This is a genomic window from Rhizobium sp. J15, from assembly GCF_002531825.1.
Lineage (GTDB): Bacteria > Pseudomonadota > Alphaproteobacteria > Rhizobiales > Rhizobiaceae > Rhizobium.
In genome coordinates this window covers 1-22,751 of sequence record NZ_NWSX01000036.1, presented here as the reverse complement: position 1 = coordinate 22,751, position 22,751 = coordinate 1, and the positions used below count along the sequence as shown (strand labels likewise).

Sequence of the window (22,751 nt, the reverse complement as noted above, 5' to 3'; positions counted from 1 at the left end):
GCTGGAGAGGAGGAACCACATGGCCATGCAACAAGCGACATCGTCACCACTCGTCCGAAAGGCTCCGGCACGCCGACATGACAAGGGACGGCTGATGCAGGAAGCGGCCATGCTGGCACCCGCCGTCATCCTGCTGACCCTCTTCCTGATCCTGCCGTTCCTCCTGTCCTTCTGGACGGCGATGACCAACCAGCCCCTGGTGCCGCGGCCGACGCCCGTCCGCTTCGTCTGGTTCAACAATTTCATCCGCATCTTCCAGGACGATCTGTTCTGGACCGCCCTTTGGAACGTCTCGCGCTTCACCTTCTGGATCATACCGGCGCAGTGCGGCCTCGCTTTCGCGACGGCTCTGCTGCTTCATCAGAAGCTGCCGTTGCGCAATCTGCTGCGCGGCATGTTCTTCCTGCCGGCGATCACCTCCATGGTCGTGGTCTGCGTCATCTGGGGCACGCTGTTCCAGTATCCCACCGGGCCGTTCAACCAGATCCTCGGCTTCCTCTCCGGCGGGGCGATCCAGCCGATCGATTGGCTCGGCGATCCGCAATGGGCGATGTTCTCGCTCGTGCTGCTCTCGGCCTGGCAGGCCTACGGTTTCCAGATGATCGTCTATCTCGCCGGCCTTCAGGGCATTCCCGACGAGCTCTACGATGCCGCCAAGATCGACGGCGCCAATGCCTTCCGCCGCTTCTGGCACGTGACCATGCCCGGCCTCAGGCCGACCCATGTCTTCGTGCTCGTCATCACCACCATCCAGGCCTTCAAGCTCTATACCCAGGTCGCCATTCTCACGCAGGGCGGGCCGAAGAGCAGCACCGAAACCGTCGTGCATTACATGGTCCGCGCCGGCTTCGAAGAGCAGAAGATGGGCTATGCCTCCGCCGTCTCGGTCATCCTGTTCGTGATCGTTCTCGTCATCGCGCTGATCCAGCGCCAGCTCCTGAGGCGCTTCGATGTCTGATATCGCTCTCTCGATCCCGCAGGCCCGCGCCGCGCGGCCGCGTTCCGCCACCAGGGTTCTGCGCACCGTCCAGACCGTCTGCATCTTCATCATCGCATTGGTGATCGTCTCTCCGTTGCTGCTGCTCGTCGTCGCCAGCCTCAAGGACGACCGGTTCCAGATCCTGGCCGACATGGGCAGCTTCCGGGCCTTCTGGGTGTCGAACCCGACGCTGTCCAACTATGCCGAGGTCGGCCATCTCTCCGGCGAGCTCGCCTTCGGGCGCTACCTCATCAACTCGCTGATCATCCTGATAGCCACGGTCTGCTCCGGCCTGATCGTCAATTCGATGGCCGGCTTCGTTCTGGCCTGGGGCTCGCTCAAGGGCCGCGCCGTCATCCTGTCGATCGTGATCGCGCTTTATGTGATCCCGCAGGAAAGCATCATCATGCCGCTGGTGATCATGGTGTCCAGGGCGGGCATGTCCGACACCTTCGCGGTGCAAATCGTGCCCTGGGTCGCGAGCCCGCTCTATATCTTCCTGTTCTACCAGTTCTTCGCACAGTTGCCGAAGGAACTGCTGGAGGCCGCCGAGATCGACGGCGCCTCGTTTTTCCGGGCCTATCGCTCCATCTTCCTGCCGCTCAGCCTGCCGGCCCTTGCCACCGTATCGATCCTCATGGGCATCGAGACCTGGAACCAGTATCTCTGGCCGATCCTCGTCACGCAGACCGATTATGCCCGGCCGATCGCGGTGGCCATCGCCACCTTCTTCGGACAGGACAGCATCTACTGGGATCGGGCGATGGCGGCCTCCGTCTTGATGATGATCCCGATCCTGGGGCTCTACCTCGCCTTCCAGCGCTGGTTCGTGAGTTCCTTTATCGGCTCTGCCGTGAAAGGTTGAATTGATGACAAGCCAAGCGATTTCTCCCTCCGATGAAATGCGGCTGGAGACGATCAGCGCCGTCCTGCCCGCAGGCGCCACGATCCACGCCTGGATCAGGGCCGCGCACGGCGACGCACTGGGAAGGCTGACGGCGCATGTCGACGGGGACCCGGCCGGCGCTGTCGAAACCTCAAATCATGACGAATTTGCGTTTCGGCCGCTGACGCTGGAACGCGGCGGAGAGACCGCCTTCTCCTACGATCCCGCGACGACCGAGGTCTCGGTCCTCTACGCCTTCCTTGAGCCCCGCGTGCTCGAAGAAGGCATCCGGCTGCTGCATGTCGGCCCCGCCAATGCCGCCCCCGAAGTGCCGGGCGGCTATCATTTCCGCCCGCCCTTCGGCTGGATGAACGATCCCAACGGGTTCGGAAGGTTCGGCGGCAGGCCGCACCTCTTTTACCAGCACTATCCCCATAGCCTGCGGTGGAACAACATGCATTGGGGTCATGCGGTCTCGGACGATTATCTTCGCTGGACGCATCTCCCGATCTTCCTTCCGCCTTCGGATGAGATCTCCACCCGGGCCGACGGGCGGGGCGGGGCATTTTCCGGCTCCGCCATCGCTCTTGCCGGCGACGAAGCCGGGCTTCGCATTTTCTTCACCGAGCATATGAAGGACCGGCAGCCGGAGGAGCAGGTTCAGTTCACCGCCACCAGCCGCGATCTCGTCAGTGTCGAGCCGGCGGATCTGATCCTGCCGGCGCGTCCCGAAGGTCTCGGCCTCACGACCGATTTCCGCGACCCGTACGTCTTCCGGGGTCCCGACGGCAAATGGAAGATGCTGCTCGGCACGCGCGACCGCGAGGGCGGCGTCATCCTGCTCTACGAAACCGACGATCCGGCCGCGGCGGCGGGATGGACCTTCCTCGGCACGCTGCACCGCGAGAACCGCTTCGGGATGACGGCGGCGGAATGCCCCTGCATGCTGCCGCTCGACGGTCCCGCCAACGACCCGGCGACGCGCTGGGCGCTGATCTTCGGTCTGCTGACCAGCCGCGATCCGGCGACCGGCCGGCGCAACATGACGCTTGCGACCGTCGGCCGTTTCGATGGCCGCAGCTTCTCGGTGGAATTCGAACAGGAACTGGATTTCGGCACCGACGCCTACGCCTTCCAGGCCTTCGTCGACGAGACCGGCCCGATCGGCATTGCCTGGCTCGCGAACTGGACGGATATCTCGAGAGAGATCGACATGCCGACGGCCATGACCCTGCCGCGCCGGCTGGCCTTGCAAGACGGCGCGCTGATCACGCCGCCGGTCTCGGCTGTCGAAAGCCTGCGGCAGCGCCGGCTGAATGCCGGAGGCCTTCTCGATGGCCGGATCGTCGATCTCGCCAACGGCTCGGTCGAAATCCTGCTTACCCTCGGCCAGCCCGGCAACGCTTTCCGCCTCGATCTCGAACATTGCGCCGCGACGGTCGCGGTGCAGCTGAACGAGGATGGGCTGAGCATTCCCTTCTCGGCGGCGAATACCAAGCCATCGCCCCGCTACATCGCCGCCGGCGCGCGCCCGTCGACCATCCGGATCTTCCTCGATGCAGGCTCGATCGAGATCTTTGCCGACGATGGCCGGTGGACGGGAACCAAGCGCCTGCCCGGCTTCAAGGGCGTCAGTGCCGCGCGTCTTGTTGCGCCGGAGGGAAATATTATCGCCGCCGAAATCTGGCAGCTCGGTCTTTGATCTGGAGGGAACCCAGGAAAAAAGCACGGCCGCCACGAGGCGGCCGATGCTGGGGTGGGCGGCTCAGGCCGCCTTGCCCTTGCCCTTCAGGTTGGCGGAGGACTCGGCGATCTGCGTGAGCTTCTTGTCGGTTGCTTCTTCTTCGGCGAGCGTTGCCTGCAGCAGCGGAACGGCGTCCTTCAGGCCGAGCTGCTTGGCCCAGGCGATCAGCGTGCCGTAGCGGGCGATCTCGTAATGCTCGACGGCCTGCGCGGATGAAATCAGGCCGGCGTCGAGGGCGACCGTGCCCTTGAACTCCTCCATGATTTCCTCGGCTTCGGCGATGATGCCCTGGATGGCCTCACAGGTCTTGCCGCGCGCCGGCTTGCCGATCATCTCGAAAACCTGTTCGAGGCGCTCGACCTGAGCCTGGGTCTCGTCGCGGTGCTGCAGAAAGCCGGCCTTGCCCTCTTCCGATTGCGCGGCGCGGGCCATCTTCGGCAGGGCCTTCAGGATCTGCTTTTCGGCGTAATAGATGTCCTTGAGAGTATCGAGAAAGAGGTCGTTCAAAGTCTTCTCGGTTGCCATTTAGTCCTCCTATGGCGCGTGTCGTGACGACAAAAAACTCTCGCCTTCGCCGGATGTTCCCGTGAGGGAAGCGTGACGCATCCGGCCAAGGTAGAGGCCGGCCCGGCAGCGCCGGGACCGGCGACGACCGAACCGCTGCGCAAAGCCGTTGTTCCCGCTCGCCGCGGGGGCCTGTCGATCGAAAGGAGGCGTTTGTCCGATATCGTACCGCAACGATTAGGATGCACGGAACTTTCCTCTTCATCCCAGGAGAGAAAAGATGTCCTTGTCTTCCGTACGCCCAGCGTCACACAGCAAAAAAACCTCCGTGATAGAATCCGAAATCGTCGAGCTGACGCCGGCGCTCCGCGCCTTTGCCCGGCGGTTCCTGCGCAATGACGACGACATCGACGATCTCGTGCAGGAGACTTTGCTGAAGGCATTGAACTCGCTTCATCTCTATCATCCCGGCACATCTCTCAAATCCTGGCTCTTCACCATTCTGCGCAACACCTTCTGCACCAATTACCGCCGCCAGAAGCGCGAGCCGGCCGGCATCGACGCAGCGATGGAACAGATCGCCACCGCCCCGACACAGGAATGGGCGCTACGGGAGCGCGAGCTGCAGCATGCGATGACGCTTCTGTCGGACGACAGGCGCCGGGCGCTGACGCTGGTCGCCGCCGGAACGAGCTACGAGGATGCCGCCAAAATGTGCGGCTGCCGGATCGGCACGCTGAAAAGCCGCGTCAGCCGCGCCCGCGAATGCCTGCAATCCCTGCTCGGAAACCAGCTCATTGACTAGAGCAGGATGATTTTAGGCCCGTTCGGCCTAAAATCTGCATCCTGTTCTAAATTAGAGAGTTAGAGCATGATGTCGTCCGAAAACCGCTCACGCTTTTCGGCATCATGCTCTGAGCTCCGAGACCGAGCTTCAATGCAGCCCGAGAAACTGCTTCAGCTCGGCCGTTTTCGGGTTTGCGAAGACCTCCTCCGGCGGGCCGATCTCGTGCACCTTGCCCATATGCATGAAGACGACGCGCGAGCAGACGTCGCGGGCGAATTTCATTTCATGCGTCACCATCAAGAGCGTCATGCCTTCGGCGGCGAGCTCGCGCACGACGGCGAGCACTTCCGACACCAGTTCCGGGTCGAGGGCGGAGGTGATTTCGTCGCAGAGCAGGGCGATCGGCTGCATGGCGAGCGCCCGGGCAATAGCGACACGCTGCTGCTGGCCGCCGGAAAGCTCGTCCGGATAGGCATCGAACTTGTGGCCGAGTCCGACGCGGTCGAGCATGCGCCGGGCCATGGCTTCCGCCTCGCTCTTCGGCGTCTTCTTGACCACGGTCTGCGACAGCATGACGTTGCCGCCGACGGTGAGGTGGGGAAAGAGATTGAACTGCTGGAAGATCATGCCGACCTTCTGCCGCAGCGCCTTCAGATGCATCTCGTCATCCATGAGCTGGGCTCCGGCCACCGAGATCGAACCCTGAGTGATCGATTCCAGCCCGTTGATGCAGCGCAGCAGCGTCGATTTTCCCGATCCGCTCTTGCCGATGATGGCGATCACCTCGCCGGGCTCGACATCGAGATTGATGCCCTTCAGCACTTCGTTGTCGCCGTAGCTCTTGCGGACCTCAGTGATTTCGATGAGCGACATTGAGCTTCCTTTCGAGGATCTGGCTGCTCTTGGACAAGGGCCAGCAGAGCGCGAAATAGAGGAGGGCGACGAGGCCGTAGACGGTGAAGGGCTGGAAGGTGGCGTTGGTCACGATCGTTCCGGCCTTGGAAAGTTCGACGAAGCCGATGATCGAGGTCAGCGCCGTGCCCTTGATGACCTGGACGGAAAAGCCGACCGTCGGCGGAACGGCAATCCGCATGGCCTGCGGCAGCACGACGTAGCGCAGCTGCTGCAGCCAGCCCATGCCGAGGCTGGCGGAAGCCTCCCACTGCCCCTTGGCGACGGCTTCGACGCAGCCGCGCCAGATCTCGGCGAGAAAGGCGGCGGTCCAGAGGATCAGCGCCAGGCCCGCCGCAAGCCAGGCCGGCACATCGATGCCGAACAGGCCGAGGCCGAAGAAGGCGATGAACAGCTGCATCAGCAGCGGCGTTCCCTGAAACAGCTCGATGTAATATTTCGCCAGCACGCGCAGCCCCTTGCGCTTGCTGATGCGCAGGAACAGAAGGCAAAGCCCGACCGCGCCGCCGCCGGCGAAGGAAACGAGCGAGAGAAGAATGGTCCAGCGCGTCGCCAGCAGCAGATTGCGCAGGATGTCCCAGGTGGAAAATTCGATCATCGGGCAAGCCTTCTCGGAAAGACGATCCCGCCGATCATCGCCAGCACCTGCCGGAGCAGGATTGCCAGCACCAGATAGATCACGGTCGAGACCATATAGGCTTCGAAGGCGCGGAAGGTCCGCGACTGGATGAAATTGGCGGCGAAGGTCAGGTCCTCGGCGGCGATCTGCGACACGACGGAGGAGCCGAGCATGACGATGACCACCTGCGAGGACAGCGCCGGCCAGATACGCTGCAGCGAGGGCACGAGCACCACATGGCGGAAGGTCTCGAACGGGCTCATCGCCAGGCTGGCGCCGGCTTCGAACTGTCCCTTCGGCGTCGCCTGGATGCCGGCGCGGATGATCTCGCAGCTATAGGCGCCGAGATTGATCACCATGGCGATATTGGCCGCGGTCAGCTCGCCGAGCTGCAGCCCGAGCGAGGGCAGGCCGAAGAAGATGAAGAAGAGCTGGATCAGGAACGGCGTGTTGCGGATGAGCTCGACATAGGTGGCGACGACAGGCTTCAGCCATAAGGGGCCGAGGGCGCGCACCCAGGCGCAGACGATGCCGAGCGAAATGCCGAGCACGCCGCCGATCGCGATGAGCTGCAGGGTGATCAATATGCCCTTGACGATCTGGGGGTAATATTGGAGCAGCCAGCTGAATTCGAAATGATAGCTCAAGGACGTTCTCTCTTTTGCAGAGGGACGGTTGGCGCCATCCCGTCAGAACCGGGATGACGCACTTTCTCCCGTGCGAACGGGAGGCGAGTGGCTTTAGAGATCGACGGGCAGGTCCGTCTTCAGCCACTTCTGCGAAATGGCGTTGAGCGCGCCGTCCTTCTTTGCCGTGGCGATGATCGTATTGACCTTTTCGAGCAGGGCCGGCTCGTTCTTGTTGAGGCCGATATAGCAGGGCGAATTCTTGATCAGGAACTTCAGCTCCGGGCGCTTGGGCGGGTTCTTGGCGAGGATCGCGGCCGCAACGACGTTGCCGGTGGCGATCGCTTCGACCTGGCCGGAGAGGAAGGCCGAGATCGTGGCGTTGTTGTCCTCGTAGCGCTTGATCGTCACGTCGGAGGCGGCGATCTTGGTCAGCTCCAGATCCTCGACGGCGCCGCGGGTGACACCCACCACCTTGCCGGAGAGATCCTCCACCTTGGCGGCGGCGAGTTCGGCCGGCGCGAAGATGCCGTTGTAGAAGGGTGCGTAGGCAGAAGAGAAATCGATGACGGCTTCGCGTTCGGCATTCTTGCCGAGGCTCGAAATGACGAGATCGACCTTGTTGGTCTGCAGGTAGGGAATGCGGTTGGCGCTGGTGACGGGCACGAGTTCGGTTTTGACGCCGAGCTTTTCGGCGATCAGATTGGCGACGTCGATGTCATAGCCCATCGGCGCCATGTCGGTGCCGACGCTGCCGAAGGGCGGGAAGTCCTGCGGAACGGCGATGCGGATGGTGCCGCGCGCGGTGATATCAGCGAGCGCATCGGCGTGCGAGGCCGAGCCGAAGCCGACAGTGGCGGCGAGCGTTGCGAATGCGAGGAACAGGCGTCTTGAAAACATGTTTCTGGTTCTCCTTTAAGTTCAGGTTTTTCTTGCGCCGGACCGGCGGGATGTCTTGGGAGCGGTATCGGCAGGCAGCGACAGGGAGAGGCGCAGATCCGACAGCGGATCGGCGCGCGCCGTCAGGTCGAGCCCGGTTTCCACCTCGTCCAGATGTTCGATGGAGAGTTCGGCCGCCCTTACGAAATCCCCCTTGGCCATGGCCGCGAAGATGCGGCAGTGGCCGCGATGCGACTGGGCCGCATGGAATTCCGATTGGTAGAGCATCGAAATGAGAATGGTCCGCGCGGTCAGGTCGCGCATGATCTCGACGAGAATGGGATTGCCGTGCAGCTCGGCGATGCGGATATGAAAATCGCCCATCAGGCAGGTCAAGCGCCGCCGGTCGCCTGCGGCCATGGCGGCCTTTTCCTCATCGAGATGCGCGGCGAGCACCTTGCGTCCTTCATCGGTGAGCCCGCGCATGCCGCGCAACAGGCCGGACTCGATGACACGCCGGGCGGCATAGACGGTCATCGCCTCCTCGGCCGAGGGCTCGACGACGAACCAGCCGCGCCGGGGGCTGACCTGGACGATCCCGCGGGTTTCGAGGCGCATCATGGCTTCGCGAACGAGGGTCCGGGAGACGCCGAAAAGCGTTGCGAGCTGGTTTTCGCTGAGCCTCGTGCCCGGCCGGATGCGGGCGGAAAGCACGCCGGAGACAATCGCCTCCTCGATATTCGCCTGCCGGTTCTGCTCGGTATGTAAATCTTGCATACAAGCAGGAAAAGCAAAGGCCGTGCCACCCGTGCCCCCATGCCGGAAATCGCCGGCCGGACCGGTGCAGGATTCTCTAAAATGCTCAAATTCTGGTCTGCCGGGAAGGCAGATGCTGGAAAAATGGAACCGAAAAGAGTGATCCGCCGGCTTTTGAAAGCAGGCCGCCGCCGTTCCGCATCCGGGCGGCCCGGATCATCTTCGGGCCGTTCGAGGGCTCGTGGGCCGGCCGTTTGCGCGCTTCACGCCATCGCGACGCCGAACACGATCACGAGCCCGACCAGCATGACGGCTCCGATATAAATCATCAGGGCGTGACGATCTGCTTCGTGGTCCATCTCTCCTCTCCTTCAGATCTGGCGTTTCGATTTTCTCAGGGGCCCGATCAGCCGCTCATACTCCTCCTCGGCCTTGCCGTAGGCGTCGGAGGCGAATTCTTCGAGGCCGGCGCGATCCCTGACGATCACCATGCCGCGGAGGGAGCGGATGAAATGGTTTCCTTCGAGCACATGCAGGGCCGTGGTGACGCTCGGGCGACGGACCGCCAGCATCAGGGCGATGAATTCATGCGTCAGGGCAAGCTTGTCGCCATCGATCCTGTCGTGGCACATCAATATCCAGCGCGCCAGGCGCTCGTTGATCTCGTGGACGGCATTGGAAAGCGCGGTAAAACCTGCCTGGGTCGCCAGGACATGGACGCCCTTGTGCAAGAGGTCGGCAAGAACCGGTTGAGTCCGCATCAGATCCGGCAGTCTGGCTTGCGGCATCCGGTAGGCGAAGCCCGGCACCTGGACGGTGACTTCCGAGACGCTGACGCCGGCATCGATCGCCGAGGCCGTCGGCGCAAAGCCGTCGCGGCCGAACAATCCCGCTTCGACGCGATTGCCCTCGGGCGAGACGTTGATGACGGAGCCGATCCCCGTGCACGGGAAGTAGACATAGTCGATCGGCGCATCCGCCTCGACGATGAGAAAGCCGCGCGGGGTGTCGCAAGGTTCGAGATGGGGAACGATGGCGGCGTACTCCTCCTCCGGCAAGAGGGCGAGCAGGCGGTTCTCCTTGGGCTGCGTCGTTTCTGCCATGTTCGCCCTCCGTCGTCGCGGGCCGTTGAGGCAGTATCGCCAGTCAAATTGCGACGGCCGGCTTGCCGGCCGCAATCGCTAAGCGGAAACTCGCGGAACTCTCTTTGGTTCCTCTCCGGGCGGGGGTTGTCGGCGGAAGATCTCGTCGCCCGTCTTGCCGGCCTTGCCGGATTTCGGATCGCCGGCGCGGCGAAGCGGGCGGCAACGGCAAACGGCGTCGGCACATCCGGCGGAGGCGCGGGCGGACCACGGGCGCGGGCGGTGGCCGAGCCTGCGCCGCGCCGCCGGTCTGTACGCTATTGCACAATGTATTGCTCAATGATTCTAGATGGTTAGGTTCGCCCGCAGCAAGGGCAGCATCATCACCGATGCGGGATGGACATGGACGATCAAGAATTGAACTTTCGGAATGAACTTTTGCGCGCCATGGGGCCGCGGGAGCGCGAACTTCTACTGCCGCATCTGGAGCCCGTCGATCTCGAGGTGCCGTTGATCCTCGAAATGGAAAACAGCCCGGTCGAAGACGTCTATATTCTCGAATCGGGGCTTGCCTCGATCGTCGCGAGCTTTCCGGGCGGACGCGATATCGAGGTGGGCATCGTCGGCCGCGAGGGCATGACCGGCGCGGCCGTCATCCTCGGCGGCGACCAATCGGCGAACCGGACCTTCATGCAGGTCTCCGGCCATGGCTTCAAGCTGCCGGCATCGGTGCTGTCAGCCGCGATGGAGGAAAGCCGTCCCTTACGCAGCCTGCTTCTTGCCTATGTCCAGGCGCTGCTCGCGCAGACGACCTCTACGGTGCTCGCCAACGGCCATGCCAAGCTGGAGGAGCGGCTGGCGCGCTGGCTGCTGATGGTCCATGACCGCACCGATGGCGCGACCATCTGGCTGACGCATGAGTTTCTGGCGGTGATGCTCGGCGTGCGCCGCGCCGGCGTTACGGTGGCTCTGCACCTGCTCGAAGGCAAGGGGCTGATCCGCTCGACGCGGCGGCAGATCGTCATCCTCAACCGGCGGGGACTGATCGAAGAGGCGCATGGGTCCTATGGCGCGGCCGAAGAGGAATACCGGCGGCTGATCGGCAAGGATCTCGCACGCTGACAGGCGGTCGCGGGTGCGGCGGAGGTCAGCCCGATCCGGGGTTGACGCTCTGCTCGTCCTTCTCCGGCAGCGAGCCGGCCCCCGGCGTTTTGCTTTGGTCTATGAGATGATCCTTGGCGTGAGGACCGGCCGGCGGGTTTTTTCCTGTTTCGGCGCGTTTCCTGTCGGTTCCCTCGACATCGGCCCGCGCCTTTTCATTGTCGTTCATGCGCTGCCCCTCGTGAGCTTGGCCTGACGGGCCGGCCGTTTCGCTCTTCGGCCGGCGGCGCCGGCCGTGACTCGGGAGGGCGCTTTCTGCGCCGACGCCAGGCGGCCGACCGACAGCAGCTTGTCCTCATCGGTCACGCCATGGCGATAGAGGCGGATCAGCAGCGCCGCGATTTCCTGGATGTCGGGCGCGCGCAAGGGCCTGCCGGCCTCGCGGCAGATCACCTTCAAAACGGCCTGCAGTCGCTCCAGATCCGCTGAATCGAGCGCCTTCAGATGGATGGACTGAGAATCGAGCATACGTCTTCCCTGGTCCCGAGGCTGTCTGTCGTGCCTTTCAATAATGGGACTCAAATGGGGCCGAGACAACGCCCCGCCGCCAATTGTACGGAACCGGACAGTTAATGATAATAGGATGGGTCCCGCCCGAACAAAGCGGCGATCATCGCGTCGATATCGGAAGCACGCCCGCTGACGACGAAGCCGCCGGGCGGCGTTGCAGACCCTTCGTCATGGGCGAAGATGAAGGGAATCCGGCGCGTCTCCAGCCATTCGTTCATCCAGAGCATGGCTTCGTCGGAGATCGCGATGTCGATGATCACGGCGTCGAACATCAGGCCTTCGCTCAGGCACTCCATCGCGCTGGAGACGACGACGGGACCGGCGAGCGATGCCTGACGCGCACGCAACGCTGCCCTGGCATCCTCCGAAAGGAAGCCGGTCTCACCGATAATCAGAATCGTCTTGCCGGCGACCGGGCTGAGGGACTTCATGCGGACGCCTATCCTAATCCTCGTTCTGGGGCGATCATGCTGTTCAGTGCGGTTCGAAGCATCAGGCGGTCCGCGCCTGCACAGTGCCTACCATATTCGAGCCTGTCATGCGACGTTGTTGTGCCCTTACCGCCGAACCCCGGCAGGCCGGCCTTGTTCCCGGCGGGCCGGAGCGAATGCCGACCGTGCAGTCCGTACGCTTCCGCACCAGCAGTTGAAATCGAGGACCCGAAGTTTAGGATCATCGCATATAACGGGGAGGGAGGAACCCGAATGATCCAGCATGCGGGAATCACCAAGCCGGCGCTGCAGCCCGATGATCTGGCGATGCTGACCGCCGTCCTTCACGGATGGTGCCGGGAAAGATCATGCCCAATCGCCAGCCCGGCGGCCGAACATGTGGCCAGGGAACTCGTCTCCTGGTTCGAATGCGGCATCCGGGACAGGCACAGGCTCGCAGGCCTGATGCGGCACATGCATCTCGATCTGCCGAACCCGCCGCCCGCTTCGGATGCGGCCTTCTGCGCCGCCGCGCGCGGGAATGCAGGACAGGCGGCCTGTCACGATGGATAGAAGCCGGCAAAGCGCGTCGATCAGGGTGGTTTCTTCCGGCCTCGGTTTCGCGGACCGGCAGATCGCCCTGCGAGAGATCGTCGACGGTATCAGGAGCCTGCGCGAAGGCGCGCCGGACGGCGCCTTCGATCGATCCCCGGCGCTGGACCGCCTGTTGCAGATGATCGGCGCTGCGATCATCCCGATCGCCAGAGCGGATGACGACGACTGGGAAAATATTCTTATGGAGCTTCTTGACCTTCGGGCGGCGATGGCGCGCCTTGGAACCGACGCCGGCGAAACGCCCCATTGAGTCGATATTCCTGAGGAAAACGAGAGGGATCAGAAGGCTTTTCGGGGGAACCTTACCGCACGTTATGGCATTGTTTCTTCAACGATGAGGCAGCTGATGCCACGATTTTACTTCAACGTCGTTTCAGAGGCCGGCACGGTCTCTGATCTGGAAGGTTCGGAGCTGGCGACGATCGAGGATGCCAGGCAAGAAGCCGTGCAGGATGCCAGAGCCCTCATGAGCCAGGCGGTCCTTGCCGGAATGGATATTTCGGCACGAAAAATCCACATCTGCAACGAAGACGGAACCCTCATCCTGATCGTTCCCTTCACCGAGACGATCAGGCGTTCCGAGTGAAGGGTCGCCGGATCGGCAGGCCGATCAGGCGCTCGTATTCCCGCTCCGGAACGCCGTAGCTGCCGGCTGCGATCTCCTCCAGCCGCTCCCTGTCGAGAATCCGCACATTGGCGCGGGTCGATCTGATCACTCTCAGCCCTTCGATGACGTGCAACTCGTTCGTCACGCCCGCGCGGCGCACGCCGAGCATCAGCGCCAGGAATTCATGGGTCAGCGGCAGATCGTTACCATCAAGCCGGTCATGGCACATCAGCAGCCAGCGGGCGAGGCGCTCATGCATGTTGTAGCGCCCGTTGGCGAGCGCCGACTGGGCAAGCTGGATGTCGCAGCAATGCACATAGTTGAGGAACAGATCGTTGGCGGCCGGAAACTCCGCCAGCATGCGTTTGAAATTTCCGACGGAAACCTGCAGGCCGGAGCCAGCGACCTGAATGAAGGTCCGGTTGGGCGTCGTATCCGTCTTCAGGACGACATGCGCTCCCGACATGCCCTCATAGCCGATATGGCCGACCTCGACAGCCTCGTCCTCGCTGTTCGACGCCACCATCGATGCGAGGCCGTTCTCGATGAAGCAGACATGTTCGTTCGACTGATTGGCTTCGACCAGGACATGTTTGACAGGCAGGTCGATGAGCTCGGCATCAGCGACGAGCATATCGAAAGCCCTGGCTGGAAGAGCTTTCAACAGCAGGTTCTGGATATCGCGCTGACCTGGTGCCACCATTGACCGTCTCCTGCGGGAGGGAGCCCGCGCTCATACCGACAGTCCCCGTGATCACGGTAGTAATCAGCTTATGCGCCAAAACGGCAGGCATGGCCATATTCGCGAAAGGCTCTGTGCGGTTTTGACAAAAGGTGGATGGGTGGAGAAAAACGAATGCCGCGGATGTTTGAGAGGCAGCTCTCATTGCGGCGAAGGCGCAGGAAAGCTGGAATGGATGCACCGCGCAAACCCCGATCAGACAAGGGCCGTCATCCCTCTCTCGGCAAGCGGATCACGAAGCCGGTGCCGGGCTGCCGGTCCTCGACATGGAACTCGGCCTTGAGCTGCTGCACGAGCGCGCGGACCACTTTCATCCCGAGACTTTTTCCGCCGTTCTCGGAGGTCAGCACGTCCGCGGGCAGGCCGCGTCCGTCGTCGGCCACCTCGAGGCGGATCGCATCGGCGATGCTGCGGGCGCGGACGGTGACGGCGCCGCAGGCATCGGGAAAGGCGTGCTTGAAGGCATTGGTCACCAGCTCGTTGACGAGAAGCGCGATCTGGATGGCACGGTCGGCATCGACCACGCAGGGATCGGCGTCGACCGACAGGGTGTGGCGGGAGCTCGTTTGCTGCAGGCGCTGGCAGAGGCTCGACAGGAAATCGGCTAGATCCACCGTTTCGATATGCGGCTGGCGCCACAACTGGTCATGCACCTCGGCAATGGTTCCGACCCTCGCCTCGGCGTCTCGAAGGGCCTGTCCGACCTCCTCCTGTTTGGACGACCGGGCCTGCATGGCGAGCATGGCCGCGACCAGCGTCAGGCTGTTCTTGACGCGATGGCTCATCTCCCGCAGCATGATCTGCTGGTGCTCCTCGGCGCAATGACGCTCGGTATCGTCCCGCAGCACCTTGATATAGCCGGCACGCTGGGCGCGCAGCGGCATGGTCAGGCCGCTGCCTCAGAATGTCGATCCGTCCTTGCGCAGGTGAAGCCTTTCGTTCTCCGCCCGGCCGCGCTCGAAGGCCGACTTCATCTCGCGTTCCAGCACGCCTTCTTCACGGTCCTCGGGAAGGAAGAGAATGCGTGCGTCGCGGCCGAGGATCTCGGCTTCCTCATAGCCGAAGATGCGGCAGGCTCCGGTGTTCCAGCTGATGATCCGCCCATCCCGGTCGAAAGCGAAAATCGCATAGTCGATCGCGCTTTTGAGGATGAGCTGAAGCCGCTCCTCGCTGGCGCGCAAGGCCTCGTCCTGATGAAGCCTTTGCGTCCGGTCACGGACGATCTTCGTCAGGCCGTAGGTCTCGCCCGCGTTGTTGCGAAGCGGCATCATCAGCCCCGAAGCCCAGAACGAACTGCCGTCCTTTCTAAGATGCCAGCGATCGTCGCCGGCCCGGCCGGCGGTGAGCGCCAGCCGGATTTCCTTGAGCAGGACGCCGGCGAGCTGATCCTCGAACGAGAAGAGGAGGCTGCCGTTCTGGCCGATGATTTCGGCGGCCGGATAGCCGAAGAGTTTCGCGGCGCCGGCGCTCCAGGTGAGGATGGTGCCATGGCGATCCATCGCAAAAATGGCATAGTCCGCAGCACTCTCGACGATGTGCCGATAGATTTCCGTTTCCTCGTTTGAAAGAGGATATTGATCCATGCCAGTGCGCCCTCGAACTGCCGTCAATGACATTAGCACTTGCTAAAGCATTTGCACTGCGATGTGCGGTTACGCACAAAACTCGTCACGGAACCTTTTGTCGGCCCATCGAGTTTAGGTCTAGGCGCCTTGCAATCGGCCGTCTCCAATTCATGATTTTCCTGCGGCCGAGCGGACTATGGCGCTGGCGGCTGGACACGGTGTGCTCTTGCCAAACAAAGAGCAGAGCGATGCGCGCTTTCGAAAGCGAAAATCTCATCCTGTCGCAGCTGGCGGATCCGGAGCTTCTGGCTCTGGAACGCATACTGGAACCGCTTCCTCTTCCGCGCGATTTCGAGCTCGTCCATCTGGGCATGCCGGTCAGCCATTATTATTTCCTGGAAAACGGCATTGCTTCCATGGTGGCGACGAGCCCCGAGGGCAGGAAGGCCGAGGTCGGCGTGCTCGGCAGGGACGGAATGTCGCCGCCGGCGCTGACGGTGGGCGCGGAACGGTTTTCGTTCGACGTGATGATGCAGGTCGGCGGCTACGGACGCCGTGTGGAAGCCGGTGCGCTGGCGGGCTTCCTGGCCGAGCGGCCCGCCGTGCGCCGGCTGCTTTCGCATTTTCTGCGCATCTTCTTCACTCAGGTCGCCAACACCGCGCTTTCCAACGCCGTTCACAAGATCGACGTCCGGCTGGCGAAATGGATCCTGATGTGTGACGACCGGCTGGAAGGACAGGAGATCGAAATCACCCACGAATATATGGCAACCATGCTCGGCGTGCGCCGCTCCAGCGTCACCGATGCCCTGCATGTGCTCGAAGGCCAGCATCTCATCTATTCCACCCGCGGCCTGGTGATCATCCGCAATCGCGCTTCGCTCGAAGCCTTCGCGGCGGACGCCTACAACGTTCCCGGCATAACCGGCCGCGACTGGCCGCAAACCAGCCGCCGGCCTCTGGCCATGTGCCGCTAGCCAAGGGGATCAGTGCCGGCACACGTCATCACGCATCGTCGCGTCGGCGTTTACGCGCGGCAGGCCCTTGGCTACTACTTCTGAAATCGTCACCGGAAATGGACCAGGCAACATGGCGACCGACAGCACCCCATCCTCCAGCCTCTCGATCCCGCTTGCGGCGATCGAGGATTTCTGCAGGCAGATCCTGATTGCGGCGGGCGCCGACCGGCCGACCGCGGAGGCCGCGACACGGGCGATGATGCACGGCACCCGCCACGGCATCGACAGCCATGGCGTGCGGCTGCTTTCCCATTATGTGAAGGGACTGGTCGAGGGCCGGCTCAATCCGCGCCCGAGGCTCACGCTCGCCAGTGCCTTCGGCGCCATCGCCTCGCTCGACGCCGACAACGCCCATGGCGCGCTCGCGACCTACACGGCCATGGAGCATGCGACGCGTCTTGCCGGCGAATTCGGCATCGGCGCGGTCGCGGTACGAAACTCGTCGCATTTCGGGCCCGCCGGCGCCTATGCGATCGACGCCGCGGATCGCGGCTTCATCGGCTTTGCCTTCTGCAATTCCGACAGCTTCGTACGGCTGCATGACGGGGCGATGCGCTTCCACGGCACCAATCCGATCGCCTGCGCCGTGCCGGTCAAGGGGCAGGACCCGTGGCTCTTCGACATGGCGACGAGTGCGGTGCCCTATAACCGCGTGCAGCTCTATCGAAGCCTCGGCCGGGAGCTGCCGGCCGGCGTCGCCTCCGACGCGCGGGGCTACGACACCAGGGATCCCGATGTGGCCGACATGCTGGCGCCGCTCGGCGGCGAATTCGGCTTCAAGGGCGCGGGGCTTGCCGGCATTTCGGAAATCCTGAGCGCGGTACTGACAGGCATGCGGCTGAGCTTCGACATCGCGCCGATGCCGGGCCCCGATTTCTCGACGCCGCGCGGCCTCGGCGCTTTCGTCATCGCGCTGAAGCCCGGCGCCTTTGTCGATATCGACACCTTCGACGCGGCGATGAGGCGCTACCTCGATACCTTGCGCAATTCCCCGGCGCGCGAGAGCTTCAAAGTGATGGCGCCCGGCGACCGGGAATGGGCCGTCGCCGCGCAGCGCGAGAGAGACGGCGTGGAACTCGACCCGGCGACGGTCGGCGCCTTCAGGGCGCTCGGCTCCACCTATGGCGTGAACACGCCTGCCTGAGTTTTATGCGGCGCATTGACGCACAAGCCGTGCGGTGATATCCATGGGTCAAGTGGTCAGGCCAATTGACCAGCTGCGTGCTTGAGGAGAAGCCGTCGGGGAGGCCAGGATGTTTTCGCCTGTGGAATCGCGCCGCCTCTACAGGCAGGTCGCGGATCAGATCCGTTCGATGATATCAGTCGGCGAGCTTGTCGTCGGCCAGAAGCTGCCGGCCGAGCGCGAGCTCGCCGAGCAATTGTCCGTATCGCGCCCGACGGTGCGCGAGGCGCTGATCGTTCTCGAGGTCGAAGGGCTCGTCAACATTCGCATGGGCTCGGGCATCTACGTGGTACGCCGGCACGCCGTCAGCATGGCGGCGAGCGAAAGCGAGCCGGTGGAGGGACCTTTCGAACTGCTGCAGGCGCGCGCCATCATCGAATGCGCCATCGCCGAGGAAGCGGCCGGCCGCGCCAGGCCTGAAGATATCGCCGTGCTCGACGAGGCGCTGATGCGCATGAGCGGCGGCGTCAACGATGCGGGCACGGTGCTCGCCGCCGACCGCGCCTTTCATACCGGCATTGCCGCCATCGTCGGCAATGCGACGCTGATCCGCGTGACCGGCGAGATGTTCGACATGCGCATGACCCCTTATTTCGAAAAGCTCGCCAGCCATTTCGAGGGGCCGACGACATGGCGCAGCGCCGTGGACGAGCACCGCGCCATCCGCGATGCGATCGCATCAGGCGATGCGGCGGGCGCGAAGGCTGCGATGCGCGCCCATCTGACTTTATCGCAGAAGAGATTTTCCGAGAGCTTCGGGGAGGAGTTTTCGGGAGAGGAGGAGCGCGGCCGCGACAAGGCGGCCGCGAGAGGAGCCAACAAGACTTAAACCCGAGCTCGGGAGGAGCAAGCAATGAAGACGAGACTGGCAACGATACTTTGCACCGCAGCCGCGATCATGGCGACGACAGCGGTCGCGCACGCCCAGACGGTATTGAAATGGGCGCATGTCTACGAAACCTCGGAGCCCTTCCACACGGATTCCGTCTGGGCCGCCGAAGAGATCGCCAAGCGCACCGACGGGCGCTACAAGATCGAGGTCTATCCGGCCTCGCAGCTCGGCAAGGAAGCCGATATCAACCAGGGCCTCAAGCTCGGCACGGTCGACATCATCATCTCGGGATCGAGCTTTGCGGCACGCGACTACAAGCCGATCGGCGTTACCTACTTCCCCTATATCTTCCGCAGCCCGGATCACCTGATCGCCTATACCAAGAGCGACGTCTTCCAGCGCCTCGCCAAGGGCTACGAGGACAAGACCGGCAACCACATCGCCGCCGTCAGCTATTACGGCACGCGCCACACGACCTCGAACAAGCCGATCGCCAAATGCGCCGACATGCAGGGCCTGAAGATCCGCGTGCCTGATGTGCCGGCCTATCTCGCCATGCCGCGTGCCTGCGGCGCCAACACGACGCCGATCGCCTTCGCCGAAGTCTATCTCGCCTTGCAGAACGGCACGGTCGAGGCACAGGAAAACCCGCTGACGACGATCGAGGCGAAGAAGTTCTTCGAAGTTCAGAAGAACATCATTCTCACCGGCCATATCGTCGATCATCTGAACACGGTTGTCTCCAAGCAGCTGTGGGCGAAGCTCTCCGACGAGGACAAGAAGATCTTCGGCGAAGTGATGCAGCAGGCCGCCGAGCGCACCACCAAGACGATCGCCGGCAAGGAAAACAGCCTCGTCGCCACCTTTAAGGAGAAGGGCATCAACGTCACCGAAGTCGACAAATCAGACTTCGAAAAGAACGTGATGGAAAAGGTCAAGTTCGAAGACTTCGGCTACGAGAAGGCCGACTGGGAAGCGATCCGGGCGATCCAGTAAAGTCCGTTCGGTTCGCACCGGCGACTGCCCCTCACCCTAACCCTCTCCCCGCTCGCGGGGAGAGGGGACGTGCCAAACGCAGCGTTGAAATTCAGGCAAGCCGGTGTGGCACGTCCCTTCTCCCCGCGAGCGGGGAGAAGGTGGCGGCAGCCGGATGAGGGGCCGCGCCGCCCAGCAAGGAGCGAGGCTCGTCAACAGACCAAAGGTCGCGCCGGCTACGCCGCGCCCTCCTTCCCCAACAGGAACAAGGCCGATCATGTCGCAAGAAATTCACACGCCGATCACGGCCGAGGAAATCGGCCACGAATTCGAAGGGCACGCGCCGACCGCCAATGTCGCAGACTACGGCATCGAGGACTGGATCACGCTGATCGTCTTCTGGCTGATGACCGGCTGCGTTTTCCTGCAGTTCTTCACCCGCTATGTGCTGAACGACAGCTACGCCTGGACCGAGGAGATTGCGATCAACTGCCTGATCGGCGTCGTCTTTCTCGGCTCCGCCATGTGCGTGCGCATGTCGCGGCATATTCAGGTGGACGTGTTCTATCACTATATGCCGGCAGGGCTGGCGCGCGTGCTCGCGACCTTCGTCGATATCGTCCGCATCGGCTTCTTCGCCTATGGCTGCTATCTGATGTGGCGTTACGTCGAGGTCGTCGCCGACGAGCAGATGGTCACCGTCGAGCTGCCGCGCAACATCGTCTTCTACTCCGTCCTTGCTGCCTTCGTGCTGATGCTGATCCGCGCGGTCATCGTCTTCATCGCCAATATGCGCCGCGGCTACTCCGTGCTGGAGCGGCCCGAAGAATTCCAGACCGTCGAGGGTTGATCCGATGCTGCTGCTGCTTGGTTCGTTTCTGCTGCTGATGCTGGTCGGCGTGCCCGTCGCCATTTCGATGGCCGTCGCCTCCGTGCTCTATATCGTGCTTTACGGCGTGGCGCCCGACATCATCGTCGCCCAGCGCATGATCGCCGGCGTCGAAAGCTTTCCGCTGCTCGCCGTGCCCTTCTTCATCCTGGCCGGCAACCTGATGAACTCCGCCGGCGTTACCGGCCGCATCTATTCCTTCGCCGTCGCGCTCGTCGGCTGGATGAAGGGCGGGCTGGCGCAGGTCAACATCATCGGCTCGGTCATCTTCTCCGGCATGTCCGGCACGGCGCTTGCCGATGCGGCCGGCATCGGCACGATCGAGATCAAGGCGATGAAGGATCACGGCTATCCCGTCGAGGCCGCCGTCGGCGTCACGGCGGCGTCGGCCACGCTCGGGCCGATCTTCCCGCCATCGCTGCCTTTCGTGATCTACGGCATGATGGCCAATGTCTCGATCGGCGCGCTCTTCATGGCCGGCATCCTGCCCGGCGTCGTGATGACGCTCTTGATGATGGTCACCGTCGCCGCCTTCGCCTACAAGAAGCGCTGGGGCTCCGACGCGCCCTTCGATATCAGGCAGCTGCTGTCGGCGGGCTTGGAAATCGTCGTGGTCCTGCTGGTGCCCGTGGCGATCTATCTGATGATGCGGGCAGGCCTGTCGATGAACGCTGCTGCCGGCATCGCCCTTCTCGCACTGCTGGCAGCCGATTGGTATTTCGGCTTTTCCGCCGTCATGGCGCTGATGACGCCGGTCATCCTGATCGGCGGCATGACGATGGGCTGGTTCACGCCGACCGAGGCTGCGGTCGCCGCCGTGCTCTGGTCGCTGTTCCTCGGCCTGGTGCGCTACCGCACGATGACGCTCTCGACGCTTGCCAAGGCAAGCTTCGATACGATCGAGACGACGGCCTCCGTTCTCTTCATCGTCACGGCGGCTTCCGTCTTCGCCTGGCTGCTGACGGTGAGCCAGGCCGCGCAGCTGCTCTCCGATGCGATCCTGTCGATCACCGACAATAAGTGGGTGTTCCTGATCCTGGTGAACCTGCTGATGCTCTTCGTCGGCTGCTTCCTGGATACGATCGCGGCAATCACCATCCTCGTGCCGATCCTTCTGCCGATCGTCGCAAGGTTCGGCATCGATCCGGTGCAGTTCGGCCTGATCATGACGCTGAACCTGATGATCGGCCTGCTGCACCCGCCGCTCGGCATGGTGCTCTTCGTCCTGTCCAGGGTGGCGAAACTCTCGGTCGAACGCACCACCATGGCGATCCTGCCCTGGCTGGTGCCGCTCTTCATCGCGCTGATCCTGATCACCTTCGTCCCTGCCGTATCGCTCTGGCTGCCGCAGCAGCTCGGGCTACTGAGATAGGAGGGCAGGATGCAGACGCGTCTGGCACGGCTTTACCAGAAGGGCGATCTCAGGCTCGAAACCGACAGCGTTCCGACGCCCGGTCCGGGCGAGGTGCTTCTGAAAATGGCGGCCGCAGGCATCTGCGGCTCCGACCTGCATTATTACCAGGATGGCGGCTTCGGGCCGGTGAGAGTCCGCGAGCCGATCATACCGGGCCACGAGGCCTCGGGAAGGGTGAGCCAGGCGGGCGAGGGGGTCGATCTCAAAGCCGGCGCGCTGGTCGCGGTCAATCCGAGCCAGCCCTGCGGCCAATGCGAATATTGCGCGAAGGGGCTGCCAATCCATTGCCTCGACATGCGATTCATGGGCAGCGCGATGCGCCTGCCGCATGAGCAGGGCATGTTCCGGGAATGGCTGGTGGTGCCGGCCAAACAGTGCTTCGAAGTGGGTGCCGCGACGACACCGGCGGAAGCGGCCTGCAGCGAGCCGCTCTCCGTCTGCCTGCATGCGGCTTCGCGCGCCGGCGAGATATCGGGCAAACGCGTGCTCGTCACCGGCGCCGGCCCGATCGGCTGCCTGATGGTTGCCGCTGCCCGCCATCACGGCGCGGCCGAGATCGTCGTGACCGATCTTGCCGATGCGGCGCTGGAGCGGGCAAAGGCGATGGGCGCCAGCCGCACGATCAATGTGTCCAGGGATGCGGCGGCCCTTGCGCAATTCGAGGCGGGCAAAGGCTATTTCGATCTCGTCTTCGAATGCTCGGCCGCCGCACCCGCCATCCGCAGCGCCATTGCCGCCATCCGGCCGCGCGGCACGATCGTCCAGGTCGGCGTCACCGGCGAGATCCCGGTCCCGCTCAACGCCATCGTCGGCAAGGAGCTTCATATCCACGGCACGCAGCGCTTCCACGAGGAATTCGCCGCCGCCGTCGAGCTGATCTCCAGCCGCGAGATCGACGTCCGGCCGATCATCAGCCACAGCCTGCCGCTGGAAGAGGCGAACGCCGCCTTCACGCTTGCGGGCGACCGCACGGCCGCCTGTAAAGTACAGCTTACGTTTTAGGGCGCGGTGACGATTTAACGATTTGGGATTCC

26 protein-coding genes and 1 pseudogene are annotated in these 22,751 nt (G+C 63.3%); 15 read left to right on the top strand and 12 right to left on the bottom strand.

Features of this window, described 5'->3' with window-relative positions:
* Positions 1–19: 19 nt before the first annotated feature.
* From CO670_RS24305 to CO670_RS24295, 3 genes are read left to right on the top strand one after another with little or no spacing between them, the layout of a single operon-like run.
* Positions 20–958, top strand: a complete 939-nt coding sequence (locus CO670_RS24305; RefSeq protein ID WP_097592576.1) for a sugar ABC transporter permease — start codon at positions 20–22, stop codon at positions 956–958.
* Positions 951–1,844 (top strand): carbohydrate ABC transporter permease, encoded by an 894-nt coding sequence (locus CO670_RS24300; RefSeq protein WP_097592575.1) that lies wholly within the window; start codon positions 951–953, stop codon positions 1,842–1,844. The genes CO670_RS24305 and CO670_RS24300 overlap by 8 nt, the downstream gene beginning before the upstream one ends.
* A 4-nt stretch (positions 1,845–1,848) precedes the next feature.
* Positions 1,849–3,567: a glycoside hydrolase family 32 protein gene (locus CO670_RS24295; protein WP_097592626.1), complete on the top strand. Its 1,719-nt coding sequence runs from the start codon at positions 1,849–1,851 to the stop codon at positions 3,565–3,567.
* A gap of 63 nt (positions 3,568–3,630) precedes the next feature.
* Here the strand turns inward: CO670_RS24295 and CO670_RS24290 are convergent, their stop codons facing one another.
* Complete coding sequence (locus CO670_RS24290; protein WP_097592574.1) at positions 3,631–4,134, bottom strand: ferritin-like domain-containing protein; 504 nt, start codon at positions 4,132–4,134, stop codon at positions 3,631–3,633.
* Positions 4,135–4,393: 259 nt separating this feature from the next.
* Here CO670_RS24290 and CO670_RS24285 point away from each other — a divergent pair, with 259 nt between their 5' ends.
* Positions 4,394–4,918 (top strand): sigma-70 family RNA polymerase sigma factor, encoded by a 525-nt coding sequence (locus CO670_RS24285; RefSeq protein ID WP_097592573.1) that lies wholly within the window; start codon positions 4,394–4,396, stop codon positions 4,916–4,918.
* Positions 4,919–5,047: 129 nt separating this feature from the next.
* On the opposite strand, the gene CO670_RS24280 is transcribed toward CO670_RS24285, so the two are convergent.
* The 6 genes from CO670_RS24280 to CO670_RS24255 form a co-directional block, all read right to left on the bottom strand.
* Positions 5,048–5,773, bottom strand: a complete 726-nt coding sequence (locus tag CO670_RS24280; RefSeq protein ID WP_097592571.1) for an amino acid ABC transporter ATP-binding protein — start codon at positions 5,771–5,773, stop codon at positions 5,048–5,050.
* The gene (locus CO670_RS24275) at positions 5,751–6,410 is read right to left on the bottom strand and encodes an amino acid ABC transporter permease (RefSeq protein ID WP_097592570.1); all 660 of its coding nucleotides are present in this window, start codon (positions 6,408–6,410) and stop codon (positions 5,751–5,753) included. The genes CO670_RS24280 and CO670_RS24275 overlap by 23 nt, the downstream gene beginning before the upstream one ends.
* On the bottom strand, positions 6,407–7,078 hold the full coding sequence (locus CO670_RS24270; protein ID WP_097592568.1) for an amino acid ABC transporter permease: 672 nt from the start codon (positions 7,076–7,078) through the stop codon (positions 6,407–6,409). Before CO670_RS24270 ends, CO670_RS24275 begins: the two co-directional genes overlap by 4 nt.
* 93 nt (positions 7,079–7,171) lie before the next feature.
* Entirely contained in the window at positions 7,172–7,957 is a 786-nt protein-coding gene (locus CO670_RS24265; protein WP_097592567.1) for a transporter substrate-binding domain-containing protein, read from the bottom strand.
* Positions 7,958–7,978: 21 nt separating this feature from the next.
* Positions 7,979–8,713: a GntR family transcriptional regulator gene (locus CO670_RS24260; protein WP_097592566.1), complete on the bottom strand. Its 735-nt coding sequence runs from the start codon at positions 8,711–8,713 to the stop codon at positions 7,979–7,981.
* Positions 8,714–9,063: 350 nt separating this feature from the next.
* Positions 9,064–9,795, bottom strand: coding sequence for a Crp/Fnr family transcriptional regulator (locus tag CO670_RS24255; protein WP_097592565.1), 732 nt, complete (start codon positions 9,793–9,795; stop codon positions 9,064–9,066).
* Positions 9,796–10,176: 381 nt separating this feature from the next.
* Here CO670_RS24255 and CO670_RS24250 point away from each other — a divergent pair, with 381 nt between their 5' ends.
* Positions 10,177–10,896, top strand: a complete 720-nt coding sequence (locus CO670_RS24250; RefSeq protein ID WP_097592625.1) for a Crp/Fnr family transcriptional regulator — start codon at positions 10,177–10,179, stop codon at positions 10,894–10,896.
* A 25-nt stretch (positions 10,897–10,921) separates the two neighbouring features.
* Here CO670_RS24250 and CO670_RS24245 read toward each other — a convergent pair whose 3' ends face one another.
* The 3 genes from CO670_RS24245 to CO670_RS24235 all read right to left on the bottom strand — a co-directional run bounded on the left by CO670_RS24245 (position 10,922) and on the right by CO670_RS24235 (position 11,876).
* Positions 10,922–11,104 carry a hypothetical protein gene (locus CO670_RS24245; protein WP_097592564.1) on the bottom strand — a complete coding sequence of 61 codons (183 nt, stop codon included), beginning with the start codon at positions 11,102–11,104 and terminating at the stop codon, positions 10,922–10,924.
* Positions 11,101–11,403 carry a hypothetical protein gene (locus CO670_RS24240; protein WP_097592562.1) on the bottom strand — a complete coding sequence of 101 codons (303 nt, stop codon included), beginning with the start codon at positions 11,401–11,403 and terminating at the stop codon, positions 11,101–11,103. Before CO670_RS24240 ends, CO670_RS24245 begins: the two co-directional genes overlap by 4 nt.
* 101 nt (positions 11,404–11,504) lie before the next feature.
* Positions 11,505–11,876, bottom strand: a complete 372-nt coding sequence (locus CO670_RS24235; RefSeq protein WP_097592559.1) for a hypothetical protein — start codon at positions 11,874–11,876, stop codon at positions 11,505–11,507.
* Positions 11,877–12,149: 273 nt separating this feature from the next.
* Here CO670_RS24235 and CO670_RS24230 point away from each other — a divergent pair, with 273 nt between their 5' ends.
* The 3 genes from CO670_RS24230 to CO670_RS24220 all read left to right on the top strand — a co-directional run bounded on the left by CO670_RS24230 (position 12,150) and on the right by CO670_RS24220 (position 13,077).
* Positions 12,150–12,449, top strand: a complete 300-nt coding sequence (locus CO670_RS24230) for a hypothetical protein (protein ID WP_097592558.1) — start codon at positions 12,150–12,152, stop codon at positions 12,447–12,449.
* Complete coding sequence (locus CO670_RS24225; protein WP_097592557.1) at positions 12,442–12,741, top strand: hypothetical protein; 300 nt, start codon at positions 12,442–12,444, stop codon at positions 12,739–12,741. The genes CO670_RS24230 and CO670_RS24225 overlap by 8 nt, the downstream gene beginning before the upstream one ends.
* A 96-nt stretch (positions 12,742–12,837) precedes the next feature.
* Positions 12,838–13,077 carry a hypothetical protein gene (locus tag CO670_RS24220; protein WP_097592624.1) on the top strand — a complete coding sequence of 80 codons (240 nt, stop codon included), beginning with the start codon at positions 12,838–12,840 and terminating at the stop codon, positions 13,075–13,077.
* Here the strand turns inward: CO670_RS24220 and CO670_RS24215 are convergent.
* Complete coding sequence (locus tag CO670_RS24215; RefSeq protein ID WP_097592556.1) at positions 13,061–13,801, bottom strand: Crp/Fnr family transcriptional regulator; 741 nt, start codon at positions 13,799–13,801, stop codon at positions 13,061–13,063. The two genes, CO670_RS24220 and CO670_RS24215, sit on opposite strands and share 17 nt — an antisense overlap.
* Before the next feature lie 248 nt (positions 13,802–14,049).
* Positions 14,050–15,423 (bottom strand): annotated as a pseudogene (locus CO670_RS24210) (PAS domain S-box protein).
* A 230-nt stretch (positions 15,424–15,653) separates the two neighbouring features.
* Here CO670_RS24210 and CO670_RS24205 point away from each other — a divergent pair.
* From CO670_RS24205 to CO670_RS24175, 7 genes are all read left to right on the top strand, one after another.
* Positions 15,654–16,382 (top strand): Crp/Fnr family transcriptional regulator, encoded by a 729-nt coding sequence (locus CO670_RS24205; protein ID WP_097592555.1) that lies wholly within the window; start codon positions 15,654–15,656, stop codon positions 16,380–16,382.
* Positions 16,383–16,494: 112 nt separating this feature from the next.
* Positions 16,495–17,568, top strand: coding sequence for an Ldh family oxidoreductase (locus CO670_RS24200; protein WP_097592554.1), 1,074 nt, complete (start codon positions 16,495–16,497; stop codon positions 17,566–17,568).
* A gap of 109 nt (positions 17,569–17,677) precedes the next feature.
* Positions 17,678–18,436, top strand: coding sequence for a FadR/GntR family transcriptional regulator (locus CO670_RS24195; RefSeq protein ID WP_097592553.1), 759 nt, complete (start codon positions 17,678–17,680; stop codon positions 18,434–18,436).
* A gap of 24 nt (positions 18,437–18,460) precedes the next feature.
* Complete coding sequence (locus CO670_RS24190) at positions 18,461–19,435, top strand: sialic acid TRAP transporter substrate-binding protein SiaP (protein ID WP_097592552.1); 975 nt, start codon at positions 18,461–18,463, stop codon at positions 19,433–19,435.
* 256 nt (positions 19,436–19,691) lie between these two features.
* A complete protein-coding gene (locus CO670_RS24185) occupies positions 19,692–20,264 on the top strand; it encodes a TRAP transporter small permease (RefSeq protein ID WP_097592551.1) in 573 nt (190 codons plus the stop codon).
* A gap of 4 nt (positions 20,265–20,268) precedes the next feature.
* Complete coding sequence (locus tag CO670_RS24180; protein WP_097592550.1) at positions 20,269–21,675, top strand: TRAP transporter large permease; 1,407 nt, start codon at positions 20,269–20,271, stop codon at positions 21,673–21,675.
* 9 nt (positions 21,676–21,684) lie between these two features.
* Positions 21,685–22,719 (top strand): L-idonate 5-dehydrogenase, encoded by a 1,035-nt coding sequence (locus tag CO670_RS24175; protein ID WP_097592549.1) that lies wholly within the window; start codon positions 21,685–21,687, stop codon positions 22,717–22,719.
* Positions 22,720–22,751: the final 32 nt, after the last annotated feature.